This is a genomic window from Pseudomonas sp. MWU13-2862 (assembly GCF_023242495.1).
In the GTDB taxonomy this organism is placed as follows: Bacteria; Pseudomonadota; Gammaproteobacteria; order Pseudomonadales; family Pseudomonadaceae; genus Aquipseudomonas; species Aquipseudomonas gingeri_D.
The window spans coordinates 106,972-127,820 of record NZ_JALMEZ010000015.1 but is presented as its reverse complement, the minus strand read 5'-3'; the positions used below and the strand labels follow the sequence as shown (position 1 = coordinate 127,820).

The window sequence follows — 20,849 nt, the reverse complement described above, 5'->3', positions numbered from 1 at the left end:
CGGCCATGACGACCTTGACCAGACTTACCCACAAACTCGCGCCCTGGGCCCTGCCGGTGCTGTTGCTAGCGGTGTGGCAACTGTCGGTGTCGGCCGGTTGGCTGTCGACCCGGATCCTGCCCGCGCCGAGCGCCGTGGTCGAAGCCGGCATCGCCCTGGTGAAGAGCGGCGATCTCTGGAAACACCTGGCCATCAGTGGCTGGCGCGCCGGTATCGGCTTTGCCATCGGCGGCGGCATCGGCCTGGCCCTGGGCTTTATCACCGGCCTGTCGAAATGGGGTGAACGCCTGCTCGACAGCTCGGTGCAGATGATCCGCAACGTGCCACACCTGGCGCTGATCCCGCTGGTGATCCTGTGGTTCGGCATCGACGAGTCGGCGAAAATTTTCCTGGTGGCCCTGGGCACCCTGTTCCCGATCTACCTCAACACCTACCACGGCATCCGCAACGTCGACCCGGCGCTGGTGGAAATGGCCCGCAGCTACGGCCTGTCCGGTTTCAGCCTGTTTCGCCAGGTGATCCTGCCAGGCGCCCTGCCCTCGATCCTGGTGGGTGTGCGCTTTGCCCTCGGCTTCATGTGGCTGACGCTGATCGTCGCGGAAACCATTTCGGCCAGTTCCGGCATCGGCTACCTGGCGATGAATGCCCGGGAGTTCCTGCAGACCGACGTGGTGGTGCTGGCCATCGTTCTCTACGCCGTCCTCGGCAAACTGGCGGACCTCGCGGCCCGCGGCCTGGAGCGGGTCTGGCTGCGCTGGCATCCGGCCTATCAAGTGAGCAAGGGCGGTGCGCAATGACGGCTCAACAACCTCCACGCCTGCTGCGGGGTATTCCGCTGGCGGTGCGCAACCTGCAAAAGACTTTCGGCCAACGCCAGGTGCTGCGGGAGATCGACCTGCATATTCCGGCCGGGCAATTCGTCGCCGTGGTCGGCCGTAGCGGGTGCGGTAAAAGCACCCTGCTGCGCCTGCTGGCCGGTCTCGACCAACCTAGCGGTGGTGAATTGCTGGCCGGTTCCGCCGCGCTGAGCGAGGCCCGCGAAGACACCCGGCTGATGTTCCAGGAAGCGCGTTTGCTGCCCTGGAAAAAAGTGATCGACAACGTCGGCCTGGGTCTCAAGGGCAACTGGCGACCGCAGGCGCTGGAAGCGCTGGAAGCGGTCGGCCTGGCGGACCGCGCCCATGAATGGCCGGCGGCCCTGTCCGGCGGCCAGAAGCAGCGCGTGGCCCTGGCCCGCGCCCTGATCCACAAACCGCGCCTGCTGTTGCTGGACGAGCCGCTGGGGGCCCTGGATGCCCTGACCCGGATCGAAATGCAGCAGCTGATCGAACGTCTCTGGCAGCAGCATGGTTTTACCGTGTTGCTGGTGACCCACGACGTCAGTGAAGCCGTGGCCATCGCCGATCGGGTGATCCTGATCGAAGACGGCCAGGTCGGCCTGGACTTGCACGTCGAACTGCCGCGTCCACGGGCGCGTGGCTCCCATCGCCTGGCGGCGCTGGAGACCGAAGTGTTGAACCGGGTGTTGTCGCTGCCGGGCGTACCGCCCGAGCCGGAACCTGTATCGCCCTTGCCCACGCAGTTGCGTTGGGCGCTGTAACCCATGCCTTGCCTACTCAATCCACGACAGGAATCAATGCCATGACCATCAAAGCCATCAACGTTCGCAACCAGTTCAAGGGCACCATCAAGGAAATCGTCACCGGCGACGTGCTCTCGGAAATCGACGTACAGACCGCTTCGGGGATCGTCACCTCGGTGATCACCACCCGTTCGGTGAAAGAGCTGGAACTGCAGATCGGCAGTGAAGTGATTGCCTTTGTGAAATCCACCGAGGTGTCCATCGCCAAGCTGTAAGCGATGGATACCTATAGCCCCGAAGGGCTTGGCCCTTCGGGATTTTCTTTTTTGGCGAGAGGGACAGATGCCGTCCCTTGATCGAAAAAACCGGCGCAGGGCCGTTTTTTTTTACCCCAACGGCCAGTGAACTGAATCGCTGCGTACGGGGTTGAGTGGTCCGCCAAGGGTGCCACAGACGAGATTGATGTCAACATACCGCGACGGCTGAATACACACTTGCCCGCTCGCCACAAAGAGGGTGTTCCACGCACCGTCCGAGGACTATTCCCTTTCCCTTGCATGAACTTTCCTAGAAAATCCTTTCGGCTTGCGCCTGCGATTCTCGGGACCTAGGCTTGGACCTGTCACTGCAAAAACACAGTGATCGGGTTTGGTCACCCGCCCAATGTCAGGCGCACCAGCGCCACTACGGTCTCAGGCGCTTTTTTGTGTCTGTCGCTTTATGGTGGGCTGTGCGCGGGGCACCTTCGGGTGCGCCGGGTGCCTGACATCCCGGTTGGCCAACCTGCGTACCGCCCGCCACCTTTCGTTTGGCCACGAAAGTGATGGGTTCTCAATATGTCAGGAGAATCACCATGTTCAAAGTCACGCCCAACCCACCTGTTCAATCGCTGGAAAAGAACGATCCGGCTTTCAAGGCGGCGGCCGAACGCGCTTTCGCTCACTATGAATTGCCACGTCATCCAGTGCGCAAATCGCCCCTTCCGAACCCCGAAGACACCCTGAACAATCTCGACTCGATCCTGCGTTCAGCGGCCGCGACGGCGTATGAGTCCGCCGATCATCTGAGCGGCACGCCTCGCCAACTGGCGATGGCCTCGGTGCATCTGATCGAACTGGCGCAGAGCCAGGTGGATGACTTGCTCGCGCAACAGCACTGAAGCGCCAGTCATGCTCTTTGTGGGGTATTGAAAACACTGCGTAACCTTGTACCGCAAAGCTTTTGGCGGTCTCACCGGCCCCTTCGCTGGCAAGCCATGCTCCTACAGGGAGGTGTTCTGGGCACAGACCGAGGACTATTCCCTTTCCCTTGCGTGAACTTTCCTAGAAAATCCTTTCGGCTTGCGCCTGCGATTCTCGGGACCTAGGCTTGGACCTGTCACTGCAAAAACACAGTGATCGGGTTTGGTAGCCCGAGGTCAATCAAGGCGCATAGCGCCACCAAGTCGATTCTCTGTTGGCGTTTTTTATTGCCCACGGTTTTCGTCTATGGCGGCTCTGCGCGGGGCACTTTCGAGTGCGCTGGGTTCCTTGATTCCCGGTCTACCAACCTGCGTATAGCCGCCACCCATATCGTTTGGTAGCGATCAGTGTCGGCTCCATCAATCAAGGAGTTGCCATGAAAACAATCGTTCCTGATCCGCCCTTACAAAATGCATCTTTTGTAGAGGCCGAGGCCGCCGAACGTGCCTTCGCTCACTATGGATTGCCAGATCAGCCTGTGCGCAAATCGCCCCTCCCGAACACCGAAGACACCCTGAACAATCTCGATTCGATCCTGCGTTCGGCCGCCGCGACGGCGTATGAGTCCGCCGATCATCTGAGCGGCACGCCTCGCCAACTGGCGATGGCCTCGGTGCATCTGATCGAGCTGGCGCAGAGCCAGGTGGATGACTTGCTCGCACAACAACACTGAGGCGCTGGACAGGTCCCTTTCTGGAGGCCTGAAGGCAGCCAAAAGCTTCGCGGGCAAGCCCTGCTCCTACAGTCTTCCGTCGTTCACCGATTTTGTGTACGGCACAAAACTGTAGGAGCAGGGCTTGCCCGCGAAGAGGCCCCGGAGCCTTGCGCTGCCTATGCAGACGCCACCGCCAGCAAGCCGGCGCCTACAGGGGGCGGTATCTGGCGTCAGACCTTGCGCCAGACGCTCGCCAACCATGGCTGTTGCTCTCGCGGCAGTCCGGCGGGGCGGTAATAGTGTTCCAGCTCGACAAAACCCGCCGCCGTCAGCAACTCCCGCCAGGCGTCCAGGTCGTGGTACGAGCCATAACGCTCGCCATTCCACCCCTCCTGGTTTTCCCCACGCGGATTGGAACTGAACAACACGCCATCGGGTTTCAAGGCACCGTGCAATTGCCCCAGCACTCGCGGCAATTCCTGGCGCGGAATATGGAACAACACGGCATTGGCGAAGATTCCGTCGAAGCGCCCAGACGGCAACTCGAGTTCAAGGAAGTTCTGCTGCAGCACCTCGCAACCACTGTCCTCGCGAGCCATCTGCGCAAAGCGCTCGGAGCCGTCGAGACCGACCGCGATATGGCCCATGCGGGTGAAGGTCTTGAGATCACGACCCGGTCCGCAACCGAAATCCAGCACGGTAAACGGCGCCTCACCCTGGATATGCCGCAACAACGCATCGATGTTCTGGCTCACATCGTGATCGCGGGTGCCTTCACGAAAACCTTCGGCCGTGCGGTTGTAATGGCCGAGCGTGGTGGCGGTGATGGTAACGAGAGCGTCGGGAGCAAGTTTCATGGCAGCGGCATGCAAGACTGAGATGCAGCGACTATACGCTTGGCACCCGAAAAGCAGCGAGCCCAAATCATGGGGAAGCAAGAAGCCGACGCTGCCAAAGCAAGCCGGCCACGCTTATGTTGCCCACTCGCCTCTGCGCTCAATCATCGCGCAAGGCTTTTATCGGCTCCAATCTAGCCGCCGAAACAGCTGGGTAAATGCCAAAGAAAAGGCCGATCAACACTGAACTGCCAATGCCCATCGGCACAGAAACAATAGACAGGGCAAAGGTCCAGCCAGACAAAGATACAAAAATCAGCGTGCCGACCAGACCGAGCACGGCGCCTATCAACGCACCGCTGATAGAAAGACAAACGGCTTCCATCAAGAATAAATTAAGAATGTCTCGACGGCGCGCGCCCAAGGCCATCCGAATGCCAATCTCTCTACGGCGCTCCGTGACATTTGAAAGCATCACGTTCATCACGCCCGCTCCGCCCACCAGCAGCGAAATCGCACCCAGCCCTGCCAGCAGATTGGAAAAAGTCCTCGTCTGCTGTTTGATGCTGTCAAGCAGTTGCTGAGGTATTTGAATCAGGATATTACGTTCACCCAGGACACCGACCAGGTACTCTCGCAGCGACTTGGCATGGCGTTCCATATCCGCGGTATCCCGTTCCTTGATAACAATCGCACTGACCTGCGGGCTGGAGGTCAGCCTTTTCATTCCTTCGATCGGAACAAATATCGAATTATTTATTTGTATCGGAATCAGCGGATTATCGAACTGATCCTCAAGCACACCCACCACTTGAAAGATATAACCTTCAATTTGCAACTGACGCCCAATCAACAGTTCGTCGGAAGGCTGGCTGAGCGCGCGCGCCACTTGGCTGCCGACGACGGCATAGGTGGCATGTCGGTCGAAATCCGACAAGAGCCTCCCACTGAAGACATTGAACTTCAGCGCCACCGACAAATCACTTGTGCTGCCGACGACAGTGGCACCGGTGGAGCGACCGTTGTAGCGGATGTCTGTCGCATAAATCGCCATGGGGGCGGCGTAGGATATATTCGGTAGCTTCTGGCGAAGCCTGGCGAAATCAAGCGCTTCGGGAGCGATACTTTGTTGCGAAGTGGAACCCGGAAATGAAGCAACCAAGGTATCAATGCCCATGTTCTGGAATGCACTGATCGCTTCAATTTCCGCGTTATGCCCGATGTTGAGCAGGGCGATGATAGCGGCACAGCCTACGGCAATCCCAAACAGCGCCAGCAAGGATTTGCGACCGAGTACTCTCAGCCCACGAACGGCTTCGGCAAAGGCGTGTGCCAGCGATGGGCCTCTCTCTTCATCCATTACAGAGAATCTGAATAATAAAGCTCCATGCCAACTGGCTAATTCCTTGATTCCCTGTGAATCCGCACCGACTGCCGCAGATCAATCGGCGCGGAGAATAACTTAATGCTCAGCGTTTGTTGAGCACCTTCGCCAACCGATCCCCACCCAACTGGATCACCGCCACCAGGATCACCAGCAACACGATCACCGTCAGCATCACCTGGCTGTCGAAACGCTGGTAGCCATACCGATAGGCGATATCCCCCAACCCGCCCGCGCCAATGGCGCCGGCCATGGCCGAGGAGTTGATCATGGTCACCAAGGTGATGGTGAAACCGCCGACAATCCCCGGCAACGCCTCGGGCAACAGCACATGCCAGACGATATGCCAACGCCGGCAGCCCATGGCTTGGGCCGCTTCGATCAGACCATGATCGACCTCCCGCAGACTCACCTCGGCAATCCGCGCAAAGAATGGCGTGGCCGCGATGGTCAGCGGCACCACGGCGGCCCACACCCCATAGGTGGTGCCGACGATCAGCCGGGTAAAGGGAATCAACGCCACCATCAGGATCAGGAACGGGATCGAACGGAACAGGTTCACGAACGCCCCCAGCACCCGGTTCACCACCGGCGCTTCATAGATCCCGCCCTTGTCGCTGGTGACCAGGATCACCGCCAGCGGAATGCCCAGCAGCAAGGCGATCAGCGACGACACGCCAACCATCAGGAAGGTGTCGATCACTCCCTGCCATAACCGATCAAGCCACATAACCCAGCACCTCCACCTGTTGCGCCCAACGCCCGGCGCGCTGGCGCAGTTCCTCGGCTCCCAGGGACGAACCGCTCACCGACAACAGCAACTGCCCCAGCACATGCCCCTGGATTCGTTCGACACCGCCCTGTAGCAAGCGCACCCGCCCACCGAGGGCGCTGAACAACGCCGCCAGGTCCGGTTCGTCGGCAGCGCTGCCGGTCAATTGCAGACGCAACACCACCGCCGATGCCGCTGACTCGGGCCGCGCCTGCAAACGCTCTTGCAGCTCCGCCGGCAAGGCGTGTTGCAACGGCGCCAACAAGGTCCGGCTGACCTCATGTTGCGGATCACCTAACACCTGCCAGACCGGCCCCTGTTCCACCACCCGGCCATGCTCCAGCACCACCACCCGATCGCACATCTCGCGGATCACCGCCATCTCGTGGGTGATCAGGACAATGGTCAGGCCCAGGCGCTGATTGATCTCGCGCAGCAAGCCAAGGATCGATTGGGTGGTTTCCGGGTCCAGCGCCGAGGTGGCCTCGTCACACAGCAGGATCGCCGGGTCATGGACCAGCGCCCGGGCAATCCCCACCCGCTGTTTCTGCCCGCCGGACAACTGCGCCGGGTAGGCCTTGTATTTGTCCCGCAGGCCGACCAGATCCAGTAGCTCGCGAACCTTCTGTTCCCGTTGCAGCTTCGGCACCCCGGCCACCTTCAGCGGCAGTTCGACGTTCTGCCAGACCGTCTTGGCCGACATCAGGTTGAAGTGCTGGAAAATCATGCCGATGCGCCGACGCAGTTCCACCAGGCGGTTTTCGTCGAACTCACCGATATCGACCTGGTCGATCAGCACCCGCCCCGCACTGGGTTGTTCCAGGCGATTGATGGTGCGGATCAAAGACGACTTGCCGGCGCCGCTGCGGCCGATGATGCCGAACACCTCGCCACGCTGGATCGCCAGGTCGATGCCTTGCAAGGCATGCACCGGGCCCTGGCGGCCTTCGTAGGTCTTGCCCAGGCCAATAAAACGCACATGGGCACGATTGAGTTCGGGGTGCAGTTCGGTTTGCTCGGCACTGCGCGGCGTTTCCTCACGCGGGCGCTGGAGGTTGACGACACTCATGTCAGCCTTCCCAACCGGCCTGGTACAGCTTGCCGTGGGCTTTATCCAGGGCGGCGCGGACCACCGGCGAGTGCTGGTAGATATCGACGAACTTGATCAGCCGCGGGTCGGTTTTTTCTTTCGGCTGGATCACGAACTGGATCACGTATTCCTTGTGATCGAGACCGTCGAACAGCAGCGCGGAGCCGGCATCGAAGGTCTTCGCCAGGCGGATATAGGCCGGGTAGCCCTGGACCAGATCGGCGTCATCGTAGGCGCGCACCAGTTGCACGGCTTCAACCTGGAGGATCTTGATCTTTTTCGGGTTGTTGACGATGTCGTCTTCGGTGGCCTTGTAGCCGACGCCGGGTTTCAGGGTGATCAAGCCGGCCTTGGCCAGCAGTTGCAGGCCACGACCGCTGTTGATCGGATCGTTGGCGATGGCCACGGTGGCGCCTTGTGGCAGCTCGTCGAAGCTTTTGTATTTCTTCGAGTAGAGGCCGACGTTGTTGATGATCCCCGGGGCAAAGGGCACCAGGTCGAAACCGGCGGCGGCCTTGGCGTTTTCCAGGAAGGGAATGTGCTGGAAGTAGTTCACGTCGATATCGCCGGCCGCGAGGCTGACATTGGGTGCGATCCAGTCGGTGAATTCCACCAGCTCGACTTTCAGGCCCTGTTTGCCGGCTTCTTCGACAGCGGCTTCCAGGGGGATGGCAAAGGCTGCGGTGGTGCCGACCTTGAGTGGGGCGTCAGCGGCGTGGGCCATGGCGCTGAAGAGGCCGAGGGCCAGGACCAGTGCTTTGACTGGTTGGGGGAGACGTGTTGTTTTCATGATGGGTTTCCAGTCATAGGTTTTGGGGTGTCTGGGCGGGCCTATTCGCGGGCAAGCCCTGCTCCTACAGTTTCGAGTCGTACTCGAATCTTGTGTACGACCATAAAACTGTAGGAGCAGGGCTTGCCCGCGAAGACGGCGGAACAGGCACAGCAACATCAAAGGGTGACTCAGGCTCTCAGGACCGGCGATAACCCGCCCCAGCATGTTGCTGCGGCAAATGCGCCTCACCGTGAAACAGCTTTTCGCGCAATGTCCCACTGTCATAAGCGGTCTTGTACGAGCCGCGCCGCTGCAACTCAGGAATCACCAGCTCGATAAAATCCACATAGCTTTCCGGAGTGACAATGCGGGTCAGGTTGAAACCATCCAGCCCGGTTTCGGCGATCCACGATTCCAGCTCATCAGCCACCTGCCCGGGCGAGCCGACCACAGTGAAATAGCGCCCACCCAACGCGTGCTGCTCAAGCAACTTGCGCCGGGTCCAGTCGTTGTTCTGCAGGTTCCTGGTCGCCGACTGGATCGCGTTGCTCTTCACATACTGGATCGGCTCATCCAGCTCGTACTCGGAAAAATCGATCGCGGTGGACGCGGAAAAATGCGCCACCCCAGCCTCCGCGCTGGCATACCCCAGATACTCGGCATGCTTGGCCCAGGCCGCTTCCTCGGTCTCGCCGACGATCACGTTCAAGCCCATGAATACCTTGATGCCATCGGGATCACGCCCCGCCGCCACCGCACTGGCCCGCACCTTGTCCACCTGGACCTTGGTCGCGGCCTTGTTCTGCCCGCTGATAAACACGCACTCGGCATGTCGCCCGGCGAACTCCAGGCCACGCTCCGAACTGCCGGCCTGGAACAGCACCGGCGTACGCTGCGGTGACGGCTCACAAAGGTGATAGCCCTCCACCTGATAGAACTCGCCGGCGTGTCGCACCTTGTGCACTTTCTCCGGCTGGGCGTAGATCCGCCGAGTCGGATCATTGAGCACCGCGTCGTTTTCCCAGCTGCCTTCCCAGAGTTTGTAGAGCACCTCCAGGTACTCGTCGGCCTGGTCGTAGCGTCGGTCATGCTCGACCTGCTCCTTGAGGCCCATGGCCCGGGCGGCGCTGTCGAGATAACCGGTGACGATATTCCAGCCGACCCGCCCACGGCTCAGATGATCGAGCGTCGACATACGTCGGGCAAACAGATACGGCGCCTCGTAGGTGAGGTTCGCGGTCAGGCCGAAACCCAGGTTTTTCGTCACCGCCGCCATGGCCGAAACCAGCAGCAGCGGATCGTTGACCGGCAACTGGATCGACTCCCGCAGCGGCACCTCCACCGAGCCCTGGTAGACGTCGTAGACCCCGACGATATCGGCGATAAACAGACCGTCGAACAAACCGCGCTCCAGCAGCTGCGCCAGCTCGGTCCAGTAGTCCAACGTCTTGTACTGGGTCGAGTTGTCCCGCGGATGGGTCCACAAACCGTGGTTGATATGCCCGATGCAATTCATGTTGAAGGCGTTGAGCAGGATCTTTTTCTTCGCCATCAGATCGTCCCCCGCAGCGGTGGGTTTTGCGCATTGAGGTAGTAGTTGCCCACCGCGTGGTACTTCCAGCGCACCGGGTCGTGCAGGGTGTGCACCCGCGCATTGCGCCAGTGGCGATCCAGCCCGTGTTCGGCCAGGGTCGCCTGGCTGCCGGCCAGTTCGAACAGGCTGCTGCCGGCCGCCAGGGAGATTTCGGTGCTGATGGCCCGCGCTTCGGCAACGGCAATCGAAGCCGCCGCCACGGTTTCGGCGTTGGTCTCGGCCTGGGCCCGGTCGAGGTATTCACCGGCCCGCTCCAGCAAGGCCTCGGCGGCGTGCAGGCGAATGCTCAGGTGGCCGATGCTCTTGAGGGTCAAGGGATCTTCAGTGGCCTTGTCGCTGCCGGCATCGATCCAGGGCCGCGTGCGGGTGCGGACAAAGTGCAAGGTGTCTTCATAGGCCGCGCGGGCAATACCGGTGTCGATGGCCGCATGGAGAATCTGCGCCAGCGGGCCGACCGGGGTCGGACGTTCGAATGCCGTCTGAAAAGGGATCACATCTTCGGCGGCGACATACACGTCCTCGAACACCACTGAACCGCTGCCGGTGGTGCGCTGGCCAAAGCCGCTCCAGTCATCGATCACGTTCAGGCCGGCGCTGTCACGGGGCACAAAGGCCAGTTGCTGGACACCCTGCTCATCCACCACCGAAGTCGGAATGCGCTGGGCATACAAGGCCCCCGTGGCGTAGAACTTGCGACCGTTGATGCGGTAACCGTCGCCGTCCCGGCGCAGGCTGGTGACACGGTCGTGGGCGGTCTTGGTGCCCAGTTCGGCCAGGGCATTGCCAAAGCGCCGCCCCGCGAGCACCTCGGCATACAGGCGCTGTTTCTGTGCCTCGCTGCCGTTGACCCGCAGCACTTCCAGGGCATAGAAATGATTCTGTGGAATCTGTCCCAGGGACGCATCCGCCTCGGCGATCAGTTGCGTGACCTTGGCCAGGGTCACGTTGGACACGCCGGCACCGCCGTAGGCTTTCGGCACGCTGATGCCCCAGAGGCCGGAGCGGGAAAACACCTCCAGCTCGGCCAGCGGCAGGCGCCGTTCACGGTCGCGCAGGATGCTGTCGCGCTTGAAGTCTTCGGCCAGGTCGCTGGCCACGATCAGGGCTTGCTCGTCGCTGCTGATGACCGCGACGTGTTGGGAAAAAGTCATGTGCTTCTCCAGAGGTCTGGTCGTCAAATCCAGGAATGCCGGGCCGGCAAACTGCCGTTCAGGTGATAGGCGCCCACGGCGTGGTATTTCCAGCGCACCGGGTCGTGCAGGGTGTGCACCCGGGCGTTGCGCCAGTGTCGGTCGAGGTTGAATTCGGCCAGGGTGGCGCGGCTGCCGGCCAGCTCGAACAGTTTCTCGCTGGCCAGCAGGGCGATTTCGGTGGTGAGGACCTTGGCCTCGGCCACGGCAATCGAGGCACGCGCGGCAGAGGCCGCATCCACCGGCTTGGCGCTGACCTGATCGAGCACCTGCCCGGCCTTGCGCAACAGCGCCTCGGCGGCGTGCAGTTCGATTTTCAATTTGCCGATATCGGCAATCACGTAGAGGTCGTCACTGGCGCGCTCGACCTTGGCATCGACCCACGGCCGCGAACGCTCGCGGACAAAGGCGATGCTGTCATCGATGGCCCCACGGGCGATGCCCGCGTCGATGGCGGCCTGGATCAGTTGCGAGTAGGCGCCCTGGATATTCGGCACCTCGCCCTGGCGCCAGTTGTCGACAACGTCTTCCGCTTCCACCCGCACCTGATTCAGCAACACGGTGCCGCTGGCAGTGGTGCGCTGGCCGAAGCCCGACCAGTCGTCGACGATGCGCAGGCCCGGCGTGCCGCGCCGCACGAAGGCCATGACCTGCCGCCCTTCGTCGTTGATCGCCTTGACCGCCACCCAGTGGGCAAACAGGGCGCCGGTGGAATAGAACTTCTGGCCGCTGATGACAAAACCGTCACCGTCGGCGGTGATCCGGGTCTTGAGTTCCAGGGTGTTTTTCGTGCCGCGTTCCGGCCCGGCATTGCCGATGCGCCAGCCTTCCAGCACGCTCTGGAACAGCTGCTTTTTCTGGCGTTCGGTGGCGGTGCCTTGCAGCAACTGAAGAATGCCGAACTGGTTCTGCGGGATCTGTCCGAGCGCCGGGTCGGCGGCGGAAATGATCGCGAACACCTCGGCCACGGTCACGAATGAAACCTGCGGGCCGCCGTACTCGCGGGGAATGGTGATGCTGCCCAGGCCGCTGCGGGTGAACTGCTCGATCTCGGCCCAGGGCAGCTTGCGCTGACGGTCGCGGCGCGCGGCCTGCAAACGGGCAGCCTCGGCCAGCTCACGGGCGGCCTGCAGGGCTTCGGCGTCGTTGCGCAGCACCCGGGCCGGGAGCAACAACGGGGCAATATCCAGGTCGCTCCGGACCTGTGCTTCATGCAAATTAGACATCAACGCCACTCCGTGGCGTGCGCAATGCCCTGGCGATCCGCACAAGGGTGATTGTGTTCCTGACCATACCGTCCTCATCTCTCTTTGGAGGCGTCGCGAAAGCGCGACGCCAGCGAAATCAAACAAGTCCGGTGGTCCGGTGCATATACCCTAAGCGCGTATAAAAATTAAATAAACTAACTTTTGGGAATATACATAGAAGGTCAGCTTCTCAGCCTCGGCAGGGTTGGGCGAGTTTGGGGAAAACCGGGCGCGGGGCCCTGATGTAATGCCGGGCGCTGCCCACCCGGAGCCGCCGCGCCGGCGCCCAACGGGAGTTGTTGCCGACCCGGTCGATCACGCAGTAGGTGAGGTCCAGGCCACTGTCTTCACCGGCTTCCTGGATCACCGCCGGCGGCACGAAGACCCTGACCGGCTTGCCGACGTCCTCGCCGGCGAGCTTGGGCAGGTCGAGGCGCACATCGCCCCAGAGCAGGGTGATTTCGTCCTCGGCGGCCATGTTCAGATACGGCGCCAGGGTCAGCGGCACGCCTCGGCGCATCTGGCTGGGGTTGACCCCGTAGCGCTGGATCGGCGCGGGAATGATCAGCGGCGCCAAGCCCTGGTTTTCCTCACCGAAGGGCTGGCCACCCGGACAGGCAAGCTTGACCGGCACCTCGAGCCGACGCGAACAGGCGCCGGCGCTGCCCACCCGCAGTACCCGATAGTGAACCCGCGCCAGCCCGTCCAGGACGAAGCTTTCCGGCACCCGCAAACTCAGCGACTGGCCCACATCATCGGCCGACACCTGCCGCGCCGTCACATAACAATCGTCCCAGAACAACTCGATCAGGTCGCCCTCATCCATGCCGACATAGGGCCGGATGACAATCGACAACTGCGCGGCGGCCAACAGGCCAATACCACGCCCATGGGCCTGGGGGACGACAGGCGGAGCCAGCCGCAGGGTTTCCTGAAAATGAGTCATGCAAAAATCCTTTTTGTAGGGTAACGAAAAGTCCAACGTGCAGGCGCAGGCCTGGGCCGCATAAACAACCGTTGTCCTTGAACCTTAATAGGCGTCCTTACCGTCGAACATTCTGGAAGGCGCACGCGCAGTCCGGCGAACAGTTGGCCGAAAGGTGCATACAGTCCTGATAACGTCGTGCAGGTTGTGAAGTGCAGCTAAGAGTTTTGCCGGGAAGGTGTCAAGCCATTAAGCCGTCAGGGCGGGGATCGCTCGGGAATTCGGACACTTCCTACTTTCGCAGTCGTTCGTGTGAAAGAAGAAGCCGGGGAAAGGCGGTAGTAAACAATTATTGCCGGATAGGCGGGAAAGCAACTTTTCGAAACCGTCGTACTCATTCCCTGAGTACGCCTTATTCAGTCAAGAAGTGTCCTACGTATTACCGAGAAACTTGCTGAGAAACTGCCGGGTGCGTTCTTCCTTGGGATTGGCAAACAGCGCCTTGGCTTCACCCTGTTCGACGATCACGCCCTTGTCGAAAAAGATCACCCGATTGGCCACATCCCGCGCAAAGCTCATTTCGTGGGTGACGATGACCATGGTGCGTTTTTCTTCGGCCAGGCCACGAATGGTTGCCAGCACTTCACCCACCAGTTCCGGATCGAGGGCCGAAGTCGGCTCGTCGAACAGGATCACCTGCGGCTCCATCGCCAGCGCCCGGGCAATGGCCACCCGTTGTTGCTGACCACCGGAAAGCCTGCGCGGATAGGCGTCTTCCTTGCCCGCCAGACCAACCTTGGCCAGCAGCTTGCGGCCCAGGACGAGGGCCTGGTCGCGCGGCATCTTCTTGACCACCAACGGGCCTTCGATGACATTCTCCAGCGCCGTGCGGTGGGGAAACAGGTTGAAGTTCTGGAACACGAAGCCGACCTGCTGGCGCAATTTACGCACCAGGCCCAACTGCTGGTTCAACGGACGACTGCCATCGATTTCGATGTCGCCGACCTTGATCCGGCCGCTGGTGGGTTCCTCGAGGAAGTTCAGGCAACGCAGGAAGGTGGTCTTGCCGGAACCGCTGGGGCCGATGATAGCGATCACCTCACCGGCCTCGACCGTCAGGTCGATACCGTTGAGCACGGTCTGCCCCTTGAATTGCTTGGTCAGTTTTTCAACCACAATCATGCTGTCAAGACTCCTGGTCATGCCGATTGACCCGCTCTTCCAGACGGTTCTGCAAGTGCGCGAGCAGGCTGGCAAGGACCCAGTAGATCAGGGCGGCGGCAAGATACATGGTGAAAATTTCAAAGGTCCGGGCGGTAATCAGCTGGGCCTGGCGGAACAGTTCCGGCACCTGGATGGTCGCGGCCAATGCCGTGTCCTTGACCAGGGAAATGAAACTGTTGCCCAACGGCGGCAAAGCCGTGCGCGCGGCTTGCGGCAGGATCGCCCGGCGCAGGGTCTGCGCCCGCGACATGCCGATGCTCGCCGCCGCTTCCCACTGGCCGCGCTCGATGGAGCTGATGGCGGCCCGCAGGATTTCACAGGCGTAGGCCGCCATGTTCAGCGAGAAACCGATCAACGCGGCGGGCAGCGGATCCAGCTCGATGCCCATCTGCGGCAGTCCGTAATAGATCACGAACAGCTGGACCAGCAGGGGTGTGCCGCGAAAGAACGACACATAGACCCTGGCGATCCAGCTCACCGTCTTGAAGCGCGACAGGCGCATCAAGGCCAGGCCGAAACCCAGCAGCAAACCGAAGAACATTCCACCCAGGCTGAGGATGACCGTGTAGTACGCGCCCTGGAGCAGAAAGGGCGCGGAGTCCAACGCAAGCTGAAAAGCTGCTTCCATTATTGAGTGACGTCAGCGTTGAAGTATTTTTCCGACAGCTTTTTCAAGGTGCCATCAGCGCGCAGTTCGTCGATGGCCTTGTTTACCGCGGCCAGCAACTCGGGTTCGCCTTTACGCAGGGCGATACCGGCTTCCTGACGGGAGAACGGCTCACCGGAAACGGCCAGGGTGCCGTTGGTTTTATTGATCAGTTCAAAGGCTGCCAGACGGTCCACCAGAATCGCGTCGATACGGCCTACGCGCAGGTCCTGGTACTTGGTCGGATCATCGTCGTAGGTCTTGATGACGGCTTTCGGCACATTGTCCTTGAGCCACTGTTCATAGTTGGTGCCCAGGCCGACACCGACCTTGTGGCCCGCCAGATCCTGGGCGGTCTTGAACTTGTCGGCGTCCTTCTTCTGCACCAGGGCCTGGATACCGGAAACGGTATAAGGCTCGGAGAAGTCATACTTCTTCTTGCGCTCTTCGGAGATGGTCACCTGGTTGATCACCGCGTCCAGGCGCTTGGACTCCAGGGCGGCGAGAATCCCGTCCCACTTGGTCGGTTGCAGCTTGACCTTCACCCCCAGTTTTTTCGCCAGGGCTTCGGAGAACTCGACCTCGAAACCGGCCAGCTTGCCGTCGGCACCGATAAAGCTGAACGGCGGGTAGGTGCCTTCCAGGCCGACGTTGATAACGCCGTCTTTCTTGATTTTGTCCAGTTGCTCACCGGCAAAGGCCTGGCCGAGCAGTCCGGCACCGAGTACCAATCCCAGGCTGCCGACCAGCAGACGCTTGCGAAATGCGGAAATATTCATGACGAGCCCCGTGTGTTTTCTTATGGGAAGGAACGCGAAACTGACGCTCTGAAGAGCAGCGTCAATCCTGCCTTAAAGCGGCGCCGGCGTCTCGCGCCAAATCGCCTGCGCCGCGACTATAGCGAGCGCTTAATATTCTATAAAATAATAAAAAACTATTTGTATATTCTATTTTATTACCCATTGGTCCCCAATTGATGCCGGGCTGCCCGCCTCTTGTAGGAGCCTGGCTTGCCAGCGATGAGGCCGATCAGGCGATGCAAGGCTCACGGGCCTCTTCGCGGGCAAGCCCTGCTCCTACAGTCTTCTGTCGTTCACCTATTTTGTGCTCGACGCAAAGCTGTAGGAGCAGGGCTTGCCCGCGAAGCTTTTAGCGGTCTCGCGGACCTCATCGCCGGCAAGCCGGACTCCTACAGGGGCCGTACTCGCCTCACGCTCAGGATCGGGTTACAGCATAGCGTTGTAGGCGAACAATGCTGGCGCCCCGCCGGTGTGCAGGAAGATGATCGGACCGTCCTCGAAGCGCTGGCGGCCGATGCCGTCGAGCAGCCCGGCCATGGCCTTGCCGGTGTAGACCGGGTCGAGCAGGATGCCTTCCTGGCTGGCCAGCAGCTTGACCGCCGCCAGGGTCCCGGCGTTCGGCTCGCCATAACGGGGAGCGAAATACTCGTCCCACAACTCGACCTTGAAACTGGCCGGCAGCGGTACACCGAGCAACTCGGCCGTACGTTCAGCCAAGCCCTGCACCTTCGGCCGCTGCGCCTCGTCGCTACGGGACACCGTCACGCCGACCACCGGCAACCCCGGCAGCGCTTCGCTCAAGGCCAGGCCCAGGCCGCTGTGGGTCCCGGCACTGCCGGAGGCCAGCACCACCGCGGCAAATTCCAGTCCGCTGTCTTCGATCTGCGCCGCCAGCTCGAAGCCGGCCCGCACATAACCCAGCGCGCCCAATGCATTGGAGCCACCGATCGGCACCAGATACGGCTTCTTGCCGTTGCTGCGCAGGCGCTCGGCCAGGGCCTGCAACTGCTCGTCGGCATTGTCCAGGTTGTCCACCAGCTCGACCCGGGCGTCGAACAGGTCGAGCAACAGGCGGTTGCCGTTGCCCAGGTAGTTGGCGTCCCTGGTGCCGATGGGGTTTTCCAACAAGGCCACGCAGCCCAACCCGAGGCGGGCCGCCAGGGCCGCGGTCTGGCGCACATGGTTGGACTGGATGGCGCCGGCGGTGATCAGCGTGTCGGCGCCGACCGCGAGGGCATCGGCGCCCAGGTATTCCAGCTTGCGCAGCTTGTTGCCGCCCAGGGCCAGGGGCGTCAGGTCATCGCGCTTGATGTAGATATCGCGGCCCACCCACGCCGACAGGCGTTCGAGCTTTTCCAGGGGAGTGGCCTGGGCCAGAAGTTCCAGGCGGTTAAAACGGGCAAGCTGTTGTTTGATCATGGGTCCGAGCTGGCTGTAGGAGATGCCTGGACTATAGGCAGCGGCTTTTCCCCAGGCAACTGTCATTCGCTTATGTCGGAAAGTTCTGAGGAAAGCACCATTCGTTCTTAATTACCGTTTGTGTCGGTGCCGTAAAGTGGAAGTCATTCAGGCGACCCGATGGGCCGGTCGTCCCGTCGGAGATTTGATCGTGAGCGAGCGTTCCAGCCATTGGCAACTACAGACCATCGTCGGCCAGTTGCGTAGCGCCCGGGATGAGTGGCGCAGCCGTAATGGCCGGGTCAGCGATGAACAGGGCGGCCGCGAGCTGCCGTCGCGCCAGGCCATGGTCGAGATTCTCGAATCGCTCTGCGGCGCGCTGTTTCCCATGCGCCTGGGGCCGGTGGACCTGCGTGAGGAAAGCGAGGACTTCTACGTCGGCCATACCCTCGATGCCGCCCTCAATGCCTTGCTGGCCCAGGCCCGCCTGGAGTTGCGTTACGTGGCGCGACATGGCGGCGAGTCGGACGCCGAGGTCCAGAGCAAAGCCGTACAACTGATCCAGGACTTCGCCATGGCCCTGCCGGAGCTGCGCCGGTTGCTCGACACCGATGTCCTCGCGGCCTACCACGGCGACCCGGCGGCGCGCAGCGTCGACGAAGTGTTGCTGTGCTACCCGGGGATTCTCGCGGTGATCCACCATCGCCTGGCCCATCACCTGTACCGCGCCGGGTTGCCGTTGCTGGCGCGAATCAGTTCGGAAATCGCCCACTCGGCCACCGGCATCGACATTCATCCCGGGGCGCAGATCGGCGGCAGTTTCTTTATCGACCATGGGACGGGCGTGGTGATCGGCGAAACCGCGATCATCGGCGAACGGGTGCGCATCTACCAGGCGGTGACCCTGGGCGCCAAGCGCTTCCCGGCGGACGAGGACGGGCAGTTGCAGAAGGGCCATCCGCGTCACCCGATTGTCGAGGACGACGTGGTGATCTATGCCGGGGCGACCATCCTCGGGCGGATCACCATCGGCCGCGGCGCCACCATCGGCGGCAATGTCTGGCTGACCCGCAGCGTGCCGGCGGGCTGCAACCTGACCCAGGCCAACCTGCAGCAGCATGAGGAAGGGACGCAGCGCTGAGATCAGGAATAATTTTGTCGTCTGTTCGGGCCTCTTCGCGGGCAAGCTCCGCTCCCACAATGTCCGCGTCGTACACAAAGGCTGTGAACGAACTGAATCCTGTGGGAGCGGAGCTTGCCCGCGAAGAGGCCCGAACGATTTCCTCATAACAAGCGTCATACATCCCGCCTAAAGCCCACGTAAGAAAAGCACCACCGAGCCCTGCGATTAGTCCTCAAAGCCCTATCCGTGTTTAACTTGACCGTTCGTTCAAGTTAAACCGGCGGTTCGCTGCCCGCTCACAACAGGAGGCTTGCCTTTGCTGAGTCCGAGATGTCCAGCCACGTTTCATATCATTGAGGTGCCCGTTTCATGAGCACTTCCCCACTCCCCACCAGCGGCCTGATCCGCATGAACCCGCCGGTGTTCTACTTCGCCGCGAGCTTTATCCTGCTGTTCGGCCTGGTGGTCATGGCCCTGCCCGAAGCGGCCGGCCAATGGCTGCTGGCGGCGCAGAACTGGGCGGCCAATACGGTCGGCTGGTACTACATGCTGGCGATGACCCTGTACCTGGTCTTCGTGGTGGTCACCGCCTTGTCCGGCTACGGCAAGATCAAGCTCGGTGCCGATCACGACGAACCCGAGTTCAGTTACCTGTCCTGGGCCGGCATGCTATTCGCCGCCGGGATCAGCATCACGCTGTTCTTCTTCTGCGTCTCCGAACCCCTGACCCACCTGCTGCAACCGCCCCAGGGCGAGGCCGGGACCCAGGCCGCCGCGCGCCAGGCCATGCAGATCCTGTTTCTGCACTGGGGCTTGCACGGCTGGGGCGTGTTCGCCTTCGTCGGCATGGCCCTGGCCTATTTCGCCTACCGGCATAACCTGCCGCTGGCCCTGCGCTCGGCGCTCTACCCGCTGATCGGCAAACGCATCAACGGGCCCATCGGTTATGCCGTGGATGGCTTCGGCATTATCGCCACGGTGTTCGGCCTCGGCGCCGACATGGGCTTTGGCGTGTTGCACCTGAACTCGGGCCTGGACTACCTGTTCCACGTGCCCCATACCCAGTGGATCCAGGTCGGGCTGATCACCCTGATGATGGGCGCGGCCATCGCCGTCGCGGTCGCCGGTGTCGACAAGGGCGTGCGGGTGATGTCCGACATCAACATGCTGCTGGCCTGCGCGCTGCTGCTGTTCGTGCTGTTCGCCGGGCCCACCCAGCACCTGCTCAACACCCTGATCCAGAACGTCGGCGACTACCTCGGGGCCCTGCCGACCAAGAGTTTCGATCTCTACGCCTATGACAAACCGAGTGACTGGCTGGGTGGCTGGACGGTGTTCTACTGGGCCTGGTGGATTGCCTGGTCGCCGTTCGTGGGCCTGTTTATCGCGCGGATTTCCCGCGGCCGGACCATTCGCGAGTTCGTCTTCGGCGTGCTGCTGATTCCGCTGGGTTTCACCCTGGCGTGGATGTCGATCTTCGGCAACAGCGCCATCGACCAGGTGCTCAACCACGGCATGAGCGCCCTCGGCCAGTCGGCCATCGACGACCCGTCGCGGACCCTGTACCTGCTGCTGGAAACCTATCCCTGGAGCAGGACCGTGATTGCGATCACGGTGTTTATCAGTTTCGTGTTCTTCGTCACCTCGGCCGACTCCGGCACCGTAGTGCTCTCGACCTTGTCCGCCCGTGGCGGCAGCGCCGACGAAGACGGGCCGAAATGGCTGCGGGTGTTCTGGGGCGCGATGACCGCGCTGATCACCAGTGCGCTGCTGTTCTCCGGCAGCATCGATGCGCTGAAGTCGGCGGTGGTGCTGACCTCGCTGCCGTTCTCGTTGATCCTGCTGTTGATGATGTGGGGATTGCACAAGGCGTTCTACCTGGAGTCGCAGAAGCAGATCGCCCAATTGCACTCCCTCGCGCCGCTGTCCAGCTCACGACGCAGCGGCTGGCGCCAACGCCTGAGCCAGGCGGTGCACTTTCCGTCGCGGGACGAGGTGTATCGCTTCCTCGACCAGACGGTGCGTCCGGCCATCGAGGAAGTCAGTGCGGTTTTTGTCGAGAAGGGCCTGAACGTGGTCACGCAGCCGGACCCGGCGAATGACAGCGTCAGCCTGGAAATCGGCCATGACGACCAGCATCCGTTCATCTACCAGGTGCAGATGCGCGGCTACTTCACGCCGTCCTTCGCCCGTGGCGGCATGGGCCCCAAGGAACTGCGCAACCGCCGCTACTACCGCGCCGAAGTGCACCTGCGCGAAGGCAGCCAGGACTATGACCTGATGGGCTACAGCAAGGAGCAGATCATCAACGACATCCTCGACCAGTACGAACGGCATATGCAGTTCCTGCATCTGGTCCGTTGAAGCCTG

General features: G+C 61.6%; 20 protein-coding genes. 7 read left to right on the top strand and 13 right to left on the bottom strand.

The genetic code is table 11. From position 1 onward, the window contains the following. Positions 1 to 5: 5 nt before the first annotated feature. The 5 genes from ssuC (at position 6) to M5C56_RS25105 (ending at position 3,496) form a co-directional block, all read left to right on the top strand. Complete coding sequence (gene ssuC, locus M5C56_RS25125; protein WP_103498916.1) at positions 6 to 797, top strand: aliphatic sulfonate ABC transporter permease SsuC; 792 nt, start codon at positions 6 to 8, stop codon at positions 795 to 797. Beyond that, positions 794 to 1,600 carry an aliphatic sulfonates ABC transporter ATP-binding protein gene (gene ssuB, locus M5C56_RS25120; RefSeq protein ID WP_100942595.1) on the top strand — a complete coding sequence of 269 codons (807 nt, stop codon included), beginning with the start codon at positions 794 to 796 and terminating at the stop codon, positions 1,598 to 1,600. The genes ssuC and ssuB overlap by 4 nt, the downstream gene beginning before the upstream one ends. 41 nt (positions 1,601 to 1,641) lie before the next feature. Then, positions 1,642 to 1,857, top strand: coding sequence for a TOBE domain-containing protein (locus M5C56_RS25115; protein WP_017125347.1), 216 nt, complete (start codon positions 1,642 to 1,644; stop codon positions 1,855 to 1,857). Between the two features lie 578 nt (positions 1,858 to 2,435). Then, positions 2,436 to 2,741, top strand: a complete 306-nt coding sequence (locus M5C56_RS25110) for a hypothetical protein (protein WP_247263350.1) — start codon at positions 2,436 to 2,438, stop codon at positions 2,739 to 2,741. Positions 2,742 to 3,199: 458 nt separating this feature from the next. Next, positions 3,200 to 3,496: a hypothetical protein gene (locus tag M5C56_RS25105; protein ID WP_247263349.1), complete on the top strand. Its 297-nt coding sequence runs from the start codon at positions 3,200 to 3,202 to the stop codon at positions 3,494 to 3,496. 212 nt (positions 3,497 to 3,708) lie between these two features. Here the strand turns inward: M5C56_RS25105 and M5C56_RS25100 are convergent, their stop codons facing one another. The 13 genes from M5C56_RS25100 to M5C56_RS25040 form a co-directional block, all read right to left on the bottom strand. Next, complete coding sequence (locus M5C56_RS25100; protein ID WP_103498514.1) at positions 3,709 to 4,335, bottom strand: class I SAM-dependent methyltransferase; 627 nt, start codon at positions 4,333 to 4,335, stop codon at positions 3,709 to 3,711. 139 nt (positions 4,336 to 4,474) lie between these two features. Further along, positions 4,475 to 5,674 (bottom strand): ABC transporter permease, encoded by a 1,200-nt coding sequence (locus M5C56_RS25095; RefSeq protein ID WP_103498513.1) that lies wholly within the window; start codon positions 5,672 to 5,674, stop codon positions 4,475 to 4,477. Positions 5,675 to 5,783: 109 nt separating this feature from the next. Beyond that, positions 5,784 to 6,428: a methionine ABC transporter permease gene (locus M5C56_RS25090; protein ID WP_103498512.1), complete on the bottom strand. Its 645-nt coding sequence runs from the start codon at positions 6,426 to 6,428 to the stop codon at positions 5,784 to 5,786. Further along, positions 6,418 to 7,539 carry an ATP-binding cassette domain-containing protein gene (locus M5C56_RS25085; protein WP_103498511.1) on the bottom strand — a complete coding sequence of 374 codons (1,122 nt, stop codon included), beginning with the start codon at positions 7,537 to 7,539 and terminating at the stop codon, positions 6,418 to 6,420. The genes M5C56_RS25090 and M5C56_RS25085 overlap by 11 nt, the downstream gene beginning before the upstream one ends. A 1-nt stretch (position 7,540) precedes the next feature. Then, complete coding sequence (locus M5C56_RS25080; RefSeq protein WP_103498510.1) at positions 7,541 to 8,350, bottom strand: MetQ/NlpA family ABC transporter substrate-binding protein; 810 nt, start codon at positions 8,348 to 8,350, stop codon at positions 7,541 to 7,543. 178 nt (positions 8,351 to 8,528) lie between these two features. Beyond that, positions 8,529 to 9,884, bottom strand: coding sequence for an LLM class flavin-dependent oxidoreductase (locus tag M5C56_RS25075; protein ID WP_103498509.1), 1,356 nt, complete (start codon positions 9,882 to 9,884; stop codon positions 8,529 to 8,531). Further along, positions 9,884 to 11,077 (bottom strand): SfnB family sulfur acquisition oxidoreductase, encoded by a 1,194-nt coding sequence (locus M5C56_RS25070; protein ID WP_103498508.1) that lies wholly within the window; start codon positions 11,075 to 11,077, stop codon positions 9,884 to 9,886. Before M5C56_RS25070 ends, M5C56_RS25075 begins: the two co-directional genes overlap by 1 nt. A gap of 23 nt (positions 11,078 to 11,100) precedes the next feature. Then, positions 11,101 to 12,342, bottom strand: a complete 1,242-nt coding sequence (locus tag M5C56_RS25065; protein ID WP_103498507.1) for an SfnB family sulfur acquisition oxidoreductase — start codon at positions 12,340 to 12,342, stop codon at positions 11,101 to 11,103. A gap of 211 nt (positions 12,343 to 12,553) precedes the next feature. After that, on the bottom strand, positions 12,554 to 13,309 hold the full coding sequence (locus tag M5C56_RS25060; RefSeq protein WP_103498506.1) for a hypothetical protein: 756 nt from the start codon (positions 13,307 to 13,309) through the stop codon (positions 12,554 to 12,556). A 411-nt stretch (positions 13,310 to 13,720) separates the two neighbouring features. Beyond that, positions 13,721 to 14,470: an L-cystine ABC transporter ATP-binding protein TcyN gene (tcyN, locus tag M5C56_RS25055; RefSeq protein WP_103498505.1), complete on the bottom strand. Its 750-nt coding sequence runs from the start codon at positions 14,468 to 14,470 to the stop codon at positions 13,721 to 13,723. Positions 14,471 to 14,474: 4 nt separating this feature from the next. Further along, positions 14,475 to 15,140 (bottom strand): cystine ABC transporter permease, encoded by a 666-nt coding sequence (tcyL, locus tag M5C56_RS25050; RefSeq protein WP_103498504.1) that lies wholly within the window; start codon positions 15,138 to 15,140, stop codon positions 14,475 to 14,477. Further along, a complete protein-coding gene (tcyJ, locus tag M5C56_RS25045; protein WP_103498503.1) occupies positions 15,140 to 15,937 on the bottom strand; it encodes a cystine ABC transporter substrate-binding protein in 798 nt (265 codons plus the stop codon). Before tcyJ ends, tcyL begins: the two co-directional genes overlap by 1 nt. A gap of 447 nt (positions 15,938 to 16,384) precedes the next feature. Beyond that, positions 16,385 to 17,377, bottom strand: coding sequence for a D-cysteine desulfhydrase (locus M5C56_RS25040; protein ID WP_103499055.1), 993 nt, complete (start codon positions 17,375 to 17,377; stop codon positions 16,385 to 16,387). A 190-nt stretch (positions 17,378 to 17,567) separates the two neighbouring features. Here M5C56_RS25040 and epsC point away from each other — a divergent pair, with 190 nt between their 5' ends. Both epsC and betT read left to right on the top strand, forming a co-directional pair. Then, complete coding sequence (gene epsC / locus M5C56_RS25035; RefSeq protein ID WP_103499054.1) at positions 17,568 to 18,497, top strand: serine O-acetyltransferase EpsC; 930 nt, start codon at positions 17,568 to 17,570, stop codon at positions 18,495 to 18,497. A gap of 390 nt (positions 18,498 to 18,887) precedes the next feature. Then, positions 18,888 to 20,843, top strand: a complete 1,956-nt coding sequence (gene betT / locus M5C56_RS25030) for a choline transporter BetT (protein ID WP_178129987.1) — start codon at positions 18,888 to 18,890, stop codon at positions 20,841 to 20,843. Positions 20,844 to 20,849: the final 6 nt, after the last annotated feature.

What these genes read in the sequence shown, in the direction of transcription:
- ssuC (WP_103498916.1), top strand. Translation starts at nt 6, where the DNA reads ATGACGACCTTGACCAGACTTACCCACAAACTCGCGCCCTGGGCCCTG.
- ssuB (WP_100942595.1), top strand. Translation starts at nt 794, where the DNA reads ATGACGGCTCAACAACCTCCACGCCTGCTGCGGGGTATTCCGCTGGCG.
- M5C56_RS25115 (WP_017125347.1), top strand. Translation starts at nt 1,642, where the DNA reads ATGACCATCAAAGCCATCAACGTTCGCAACCAGTTCAAGGGCACCATC.
- M5C56_RS25110 (WP_247263350.1), top strand. Translation starts at nt 2,436, where the DNA reads ATGTTCAAAGTCACGCCCAACCCACCTGTTCAATCGCTGGAAAAGAAC.
- M5C56_RS25105 (WP_247263349.1), top strand. Translation starts at nt 3,200, where the DNA reads ATGAAAACAATCGTTCCTGATCCGCCCTTACAAAATGCATCTTTTGTA.
- M5C56_RS25100 (WP_103498514.1), bottom strand. Translation starts at nt 4,335, where the DNA reads ATGAAACTTGCTCCCGACGCTCTCGTTACCATCACCGCCACCACGCTC.
- M5C56_RS25095 (WP_103498513.1), bottom strand. Translation starts at nt 5,674, where the DNA reads ATGGATGAAGAGAGAGGCCCATCGCTGGCACACGCCTTTGCCGAAGCC.
- M5C56_RS25090 (WP_103498512.1), bottom strand. Translation starts at nt 6,428, where the DNA reads ATGTGGCTTGATCGGTTATGGCAGGGAGTGATCGACACCTTCCTGATG.
- M5C56_RS25085 (WP_103498511.1), bottom strand. Translation starts at nt 7,539, where the DNA reads ATGAGTGTCGTCAACCTCCAGCGCCCGCGTGAGGAAACGCCGCGCAGT.
- M5C56_RS25080 (WP_103498510.1), bottom strand. Translation starts at nt 8,350, where the DNA reads ATGAAAACAACACGTCTCCCCCAACCAGTCAAAGCACTGGTCCTGGCC.
- M5C56_RS25075 (WP_103498509.1), bottom strand. Translation starts at nt 9,884, where the DNA reads ATGGCGAAGAAAAAGATCCTGCTCAACGCCTTCAACATGAATTGCATC.
- M5C56_RS25070 (WP_103498508.1), bottom strand. Translation starts at nt 11,077, where the DNA reads ATGACTTTTTCCCAACACGTCGCGGTCATCAGCAGCGACGAGCAAGCC.
- M5C56_RS25065 (WP_103498507.1), bottom strand. Translation starts at nt 12,342, where the DNA reads ATGTCTAATTTGCATGAAGCACAGGTCCGGAGCGACCTGGATATTGCC.
- M5C56_RS25060 (WP_103498506.1), bottom strand. Translation starts at nt 13,309, where the DNA reads ATGACTCATTTTCAGGAAACCCTGCGGCTGGCTCCGCCTGTCGTCCCC.
- tcyN (WP_103498505.1), bottom strand. Translation starts at nt 14,470, where the DNA reads ATGATTGTGGTTGAAAAACTGACCAAGCAATTCAAGGGGCAGACCGTG.
- tcyL (WP_103498504.1), bottom strand. Translation starts at nt 15,140, where the DNA reads ATGGAAGCAGCTTTTCAGCTTGCGTTGGACTCCGCGCCCTTTCTGCTC.
- tcyJ (WP_103498503.1), bottom strand. Translation starts at nt 15,937, where the DNA reads ATGAATATTTCCGCATTTCGCAAGCGTCTGCTGGTCGGCAGCCTGGGA.
- M5C56_RS25040 (WP_103499055.1), bottom strand. Translation starts at nt 17,377, where the DNA reads ATGATCAAACAACAGCTTGCCCGTTTTAACCGCCTGGAACTTCTGGCC.
- betT (WP_178129987.1), top strand. Translation starts at nt 18,888, where the DNA reads ATGAACCCGCCGGTGTTCTACTTCGCCGCGAGCTTTATCCTGCTGTTC.